Genomic DNA, 6,254 nt, shown 5'->3' on the forward strand with positions numbered 1-6,254 from the left:
CATTCCACCCTACGGATTTATATGTCGGTTGCTTTAAAACTCTCACTCCCACTGAAATAGTTTCCTTAATTCATCCCCAGGAATAATTGTTGTCTGGAAGGTGTACTTATTATTTCTCAGATAGCGCTTATCCTGCTTGAGAATATGCATAAATTCCTTATGACCTGCGCGAGTACGTCCAACAAGACAGCCTGCACTTGCATAAGAAATATCGTTACGACGATAGTCGAATCCCCAATGTTGGTCAATTTCAAATTTTCCCGTCTCGGTTTTATCGCCAGAGCGTATAGAATCTTTGTTTTTGTCTCGATAGACTGTAATTGGTTGTACCTGAACTAGTGCTTCATGAGGCTCTGAGCCACCACCGTAATGAATGCCTACTTGCCAAGATTTATACTGTCCAAAAGCAATACGTGCTGCTCCACTCGGACTCATTGGATTTATAGTGTAGTGAGTACCAGGTTCGGTTGTTCCTTCCCATTTACCTCTAATAATCGGTTTACCATCAATAATTTCTAGTATCATCCGCAAATCATTGAAACAGTTCGGAGCATCATCGTTTAACTTACCATCGGGATCTAAGCCTTCAACATAGACAATGTTGTATTTATTGGCTCCCGTCGCAATCCGGTATCCTTTTGATTGCATATACTTAATAATACTACTAGCTAAGTCATTACTTAGATTTAATTTAGGTTGAGGTAAGTCATTGGATGATGTTTGTAGTAATTTGCTGGCTGCTTCTTTACCCAAAAAGTTTTTCTCTGGGCAATTGAAAGTTTCTTCAAATTCGATTAATGCATCCGTGGAAAGGGGACCAAAGCTGCCGTCAGCAGGTGGTTCCAAAAATTTCAACGAAATTAACACCTTTTGGATATCTTGGGCTAATTCTTTGTCAGCTGCGATCGCATCGAAGCCATATTTCTGGTCGAGGGTAGCAAAGTCTTGGAGTTTCATAATTAAAAAACCTGGTTAATAAGTTGGTAGATCATGTAGATACATCTAGGATGATTTAGTCGCTAGGTAAAAAAGATAAGTTTATGCAATCAACGAATCTTTAACAAATGCAACTAAATCGTCAAACGAGCTATTAAAGCGATTTCTGTCAACAAAGCCATTGACACCTGCGACAGTACCACTTTCTGTATACTGCCAAATAGTCCATCCTTTTCCACCCCAATTGTTAGCTGGAACAGTTGGTTCGGGTTTATCTGTATAGTGAGCTAACCACAAGGGATAATTGATAAAAGCTTGCGAGTCTTCCATATATTCATCCCAAAAACTAGGACTGCTGTAGATTATCGGTTTGCGACCAGTGGCTGACTCGACTTTATCTAACCATTGTTGGACAATATCAATTCGCTGATTCAGACTGACTTGTTGCCATTCCAAGGCAATTTTTTCTGGATAATGTTCGATATCTAAAACGGGCGGTAAATCACCTATTTCCAAATCTTGGATTTGTTTCAAAAAGTTGTCTGCTTGTAATTTGGGGTCTTTTAGTGGTCGAAAGAAATGATATGCACCCCGAATTAATCCGGCAGCTTTCATACTTTTCCAATGTTTTGCAAATTGACTATCTACGAAGGTTTCACCTTCAGTTGCTTTGGCAAATGCAAAGGAAATATCGCTGTTTTTGACTGTTTGCCAATCAATTGAGTTGCCATTATTGCTGTAAATATCGATACCGAGTTCATTCTGTCTCGCACCAACCAAGAAAACATCAACTGCATCGCTGCTAATTTGTTGTTGATTCGCATCTAACCCATTAGCAACTATCCGACGTTTACCCGCACGATTGAAGGGATAACTAATTGTCCAAGTACCGTCATAAACTCCTGTTTCTCCTAGTTTAAACTTATCATCTGCGAGTAACTCGACTTTAGTGACTCCATTATCGGATATACCTTGAAATGCGATCGCTTCACCGAGTTTTAGGTGAGAAAGATTAGTTGGGAGTGTGAATTTAATAGACATAAAATTTCTCCAATAGAGGTCTTGATGCGTAATGAGTGAGGAATCAAAGCCAATATCTTTTTTGATTACGTCTGTAGTAACTACATCTAACAGTATCCCTCTGAGTAAGTTTTTTGACTTTACAACGTTTCTTAACCTCGACCTATTACATTGAAATCTTTAGAAACAATACCAAGAGTAGCGAGTCCTCCAGCTGTCACATATTTACAGACCTGAACTAAAGGTGCTTGTTCACCACCAAACATACTAGGTGAGAATGCTACAAAGCCACTGAAGGAGAGGGTTATTGCAATCGTTGTGGTTTTCCAATTTTTAATAAATGCTGCTTGAATGGGTGAAGATATCGAATTTTCGATCGAATCTTGGGGTGCTGATGATGGTGATTTTGGTGATTGTGACACGTTTTACTTCCTGTTGTAATTCATTTTTTAGTTATACATTGCCTCAGCTTGAATACTTTCCTTCCATCTCTGCTGATTCAAATTCCAGACCCTCAGCCTCTACTGGAGTAAATTGTTCCAAAGCTTCGACTGTGTAGGTTGCCATGATTTTCTCGTTTCAAAATGTGATTTTTGTTGTTTAGAAGGTGTTGTTAAAGGAAAGCTGTCATTAAATAGGTTGAGAAATTATGCGTTGAGTAAAGTTTTCGTCTTCGCGTTGATTTCCACCTGATTTAATTTGATATTAGTTTTTTATTAGTCTCTGAAACTCATAAAACTCATTCCAGGACTCATAGAAAAACTCATAAAAAATAACATCACTAACTAAGGAGAACTTCACATCCACATGGGAAAAGAATTGAGTCGCTCTTCTGTAAGTGACTCTGACAACCAACTCATTTTCACTGGAACGTCATAAAGCCGTCCAGGCGCTAACCTTTTCCACATATGGCGCATTCCCGGAACGATGACTTTAGCAACTCTCAGTCCAATATCGGGACGAGTCTGATCTAAAACGAGCATTTCTAAACCTTTGTTCTCAACGATTTGTTGACAGAGCTTGACATCTTCGAGTAAATCGTCACTTGCAACTTCGCGATAATCGCCACTGACTTTAGCAGCAATTCTCTCGCTTGCAACTAAATAAGGTTGATCGCTTAAAGTTGCGGTTTTCCACCAATCTACCGCCAAGCGATCGGCTGATGGAGGATATTGAGTACTTCCATCAGCTTTGGCAAATAAAACGTTGGGTAGAATTTGGTTAACTTCAGTCAAGGCTCGACTAATAGCAATCTTGGCATCGAAATGAGCGCCATAACCCAAAACAATATCTTCTACAGAGCGATCGCTTCTTCGAGTCACAGCAGCAAACACAGGAATATTCAGATCGCTGGTAATATCTAAAACCCAAAGTTCCCGATTAATAGTTTGATAATATTGCTTCAGGCTTTGAAAATAAGGCTCGTCGAAACTATCTAAATCCACTTGCGGCTTTTGCAGAGAGTTATACCACCACAACGCAACAGCATCCCGTTCTACTAACTCCATAAACCCTTGCAGAATAGCTTCTTCAAGAGTATTACCCGCCGCACATCCATTAGAATCAGCCCAACAGTCAGGTTTATAGTCCGGTCGATAGCCATAATAGCAGTAAGCCGTTGGCAGATACTTAAATTCCTGATGGGTTAAAGACCAAACAGGAGTCCAGTCAATTTCTCTTTGTTCATCAAAAGGTTCGGGGACTTTTTGAAACCAACCTTGACACTCAACATTCCATTGCTCTCTATTCTGATATTGCTGTTGGCTGAAGTTCATACAAACATTGGGATGGATCGCCTTCTCTCCCATTTGTTGGTAAATGCCTTTTTCTCTAATTTCATACCCTTGAAACACCCCAGAATATCGCTCAATTGCTTCGCAAAAACCACTAGCCATCGCTTGAGAGTCAGTCCTACCTTTTCCCGCACTTCTACCCCCCAAATTTTGGCGCAAACTAGCGCAATCGTCGAAAACACTGAGAAAATGATGTTTAGCGATGTAATTATGAGTTAATCCATTCCCAGGAATTTTATTTAGTTCTCGCACAACGCCAGTAATGGGGCTAATATGATGCTGATATTTCCTGAGAGTTTCTTGTGGCGAACAAATACGGTGTCCTCCATCGACAGTAAAGGTTTTCTGGCGGTGTTCTAAAACAACAGGTAGGGGATTGTTGGTTAACCCATTTACCATCTCTCCACAACTAGAACATTGAGGACGCTTCACCCAGCCATGATTTTGAGTTTGCAGTGCGATCGCATCGTAAGCAATCAAACTGCTTTCTAATTGTTGATTTTCCCGTTGGACAATCCACTTAAATACCTCTGTGGCTGCCATCCCTAAAGCAGTTTGTACTGTAGATGGCAAAAATCCTAAAGGAGGAGTTAAAGGGGAAGATATTTGCTTCTGTCTCTCAATAAACCCTTCAATCGGTCTATTCTCTCGCAAACGCTGGGCTAAACAGTTCCAACAACCTGTTTTCTGAGGATCAAATAAAGGCCCAATCCAGACTATTGTCCCTAATGGCTTAACCAGTATCCAAGGAGATTGGGATTTTAAGGCTTGTTGATTGAACTTATCTAGCTCAAGATTGAGATAATCATCGGTTAAAACTACTGTCAAATCACCTTCGTCTGCTACTTGAATTTGCAGAGACTCAAGCACAGCAATCAGGTCTTCAGCAGCAACCGAACCTAATGCTTTTACTACTACTTTAGTCGATCGCAATCTTTGATGGGCTACTATGGGAGCAATATTAAGATGATGACAGAAGATGTCTAAGTGCGATGCCAGAGAGTTATCTTCTTGAAGAATATAGCCCTTTTGTTGCATTTGTAATAAAGCATATTGGGCTTGAATACTCACATTGAGAACTTCTTGGAAAAAAGTGGTAGCTGACTGTAAAGATTTTGGGTCTTGCAGTAGCGACTGTTGAATGGTATCAATAATTTCGTCAATATTGCGTTCACCATCGATGAAAGTAGCTAAAGTATGAGAAAGATGATCGTTTAACCAGACTTTTTCTCTTTCTGACAAAAAAAAGATATTGTCTACTTCTATAGTTTGAACAGAATAACAAGGATTGAATTGAATTTTAAGTTCCATTGAGCTTTATTAATTGTTTGTTTACTATACTAATTAAAGTGTAATTTTAGTAGAATTAACTTGTAGTTAATTTTTATTGATTTTATTACTTTTTTACACATATAAATATGTTTAAAATTATTTAGTAAAATTAGAAATCAAATTTGGGCACAATTAATTAATGATAGTTGATAAGTAAAATAGATTTCCACCCATTGTATTTTAACGGAATTTATAATGAATCTCAGGTAGCTTTTGAATTATTGTTACACAATTTTTATTAAAATTATTTCAAAAGGTAATATAAAAACTCATATAAAAACTCATAACTTTTTATAAAAAGCAATGGAATAGCTCACCTATTTTTATCAGTTAACTTTAGCTACTACCATCCTCATAGCCCTAAAACAGCATCAGTATGTTCAGCAGTATCTCTATTTGCTGCGCCAACAGTTGTTTAGCTTTAACCAACAAACCGTACCACAAATGATGGCTTGTTCGATGCAGATCGTGTGTGTACAAGTCAGTGAGAGGGGGATCTTTTTTTATATTCAAACTCCAACAAATTCAGCACTTTTCCTTCCAAATCGGTCAAATAAGCACGGTTCAGCTTCCCCTTTCACGTTATCCCAGAGTAATCGAAGTGTTAACTTTTCTCTCTTTAAATAGTAGTTAATTGCATCATGGCTAATAGTCTCCAAATGCTCTGCCAAATTGGTCATCGGATAATTAATTTGACTACTTAATAAGTATTGGTAGTAATTAAGCTTAGTAAATCTCATTCCCGTAAGCAACATTTATCTCATACAACCTCTACCTATTTTCTCATGAATATTTCATGCTTTGCTTCCAATACACCAGCTTCTATTACGAATACAAGGCTTTCGGAATCAGATTCCAATAATACTTATGTACTAGTAATCGGCGATCGCATTGTGCCAGTTGCGTAAGTCCTGTTCAATATAAAACTTAAGAAAAGTGTCAAATCTGAATTCCTGTTTTCCGGTCTAGTTTTTTAAAAGCGAGCGCATGGTGGCGGATATGATCTTCAATAAAACTGGCGATGAAATAATAACTGTGGTCATAGCCGAATGGCACTAAGAAAAGCTGAAACAATTGTGGTTAAGCAGTTTTCAAAAGATTTCGTAATTCATGCCGGGGTTTGGTCATCAAAGGATAAATTTTTGGGCGACGTTTACGGACTCGTGGTTCACT

The 6,254-nt window shown here is 38.5% G+C and carries 5 protein-coding genes and 1 pseudogene; 1 reads left to right on the plus strand and 5 read right to left on the minus strand.

The features are described from left to right. Positions 1–42: 42 nt before the first annotated feature. The 5 genes and pseudogenes from AC1F2U_RS32420 to AC1F2U_RS32440 form a co-directional block, all read right to left on the minus strand. On the minus strand, positions 43–957 hold the full coding sequence (locus tag AC1F2U_RS32420) for a peptidoglycan-binding domain-containing protein (RefSeq protein ID WP_480264876.1): 915 nt from the start codon (positions 955–957) through the stop codon (positions 43–45). Between the two features lie 81 nt (positions 958–1,038). Beyond that, positions 1,039–1,977 carry a glycoside hydrolase family 25 protein gene (locus AC1F2U_RS32425; RefSeq protein ID WP_480264877.1) on the minus strand — a complete coding sequence of 313 codons (939 nt, stop codon included), beginning with the start codon at positions 1,975–1,977 and terminating at the stop codon, positions 1,039–1,041. Positions 1,978–2,108: 131 nt separating this feature from the next. Then, positions 2,109–2,378 carry a hypothetical protein gene (locus AC1F2U_RS32430; protein WP_480264878.1) on the minus strand — a complete coding sequence of 90 codons (270 nt, stop codon included), beginning with the start codon at positions 2,376–2,378 and terminating at the stop codon, positions 2,109–2,111. A gap of 375 nt (positions 2,379–2,753) precedes the next feature. Further along, on the minus strand, positions 2,754–5,060 hold the full coding sequence (locus AC1F2U_RS32435) for a TOMM precursor leader peptide-binding protein (protein WP_480264879.1): 2,307 nt from the start codon (positions 5,058–5,060) through the stop codon (positions 2,754–2,756). Between the two features lie 596 nt (positions 5,061–5,656). Continuing rightward, positions 5,657–5,821: pseudogene (locus tag AC1F2U_RS32440) on the minus strand (IS701 family transposase); the annotation flags it as partial. A gap of 45 nt (positions 5,822–5,866) precedes the next feature. On the opposite strand from AC1F2U_RS32440, the gene AC1F2U_RS32445 reads away from it, so the two are divergent. Continuing rightward, entirely contained in the window at positions 5,867–5,989 is a 123-nt protein-coding gene (locus AC1F2U_RS32445) for a hypothetical protein (RefSeq protein ID WP_480264880.1), read from the plus strand. Positions 5,990–6,254: the final 265 nt, after the last annotated feature.

The sequence above is a fragment of the Nostoc sp. LEGE 12454 genome (assembly GCF_056620565.1).

What these genes read in the sequence shown, in the direction of transcription:
- AC1F2U_RS32420 (WP_480264876.1), bottom strand. Translation starts at nt 957, where the DNA reads ATGAAACTCCAAGACTTTGCTACCCTCGACCAGAAATATGGCTTCGAT.
- AC1F2U_RS32425 (WP_480264877.1), bottom strand. Translation starts at nt 1,977, where the DNA reads ATGTCTATTAAATTCACACTCCCAACTAATCTTTCTCACCTAAAACTC.
- AC1F2U_RS32435 (WP_480264879.1), bottom strand. Translation starts at nt 5,060, where the DNA reads ATGGAACTTAAAATTCAATTCAATCCTTGTTATTCTGTTCAAACTATA.
- AC1F2U_RS32445 (WP_480264880.1), top strand. Translation starts at nt 5,867, where the DNA reads ATGAATATTTCATGCTTTGCTTCCAATACACCAGCTTCTATTACGAAT.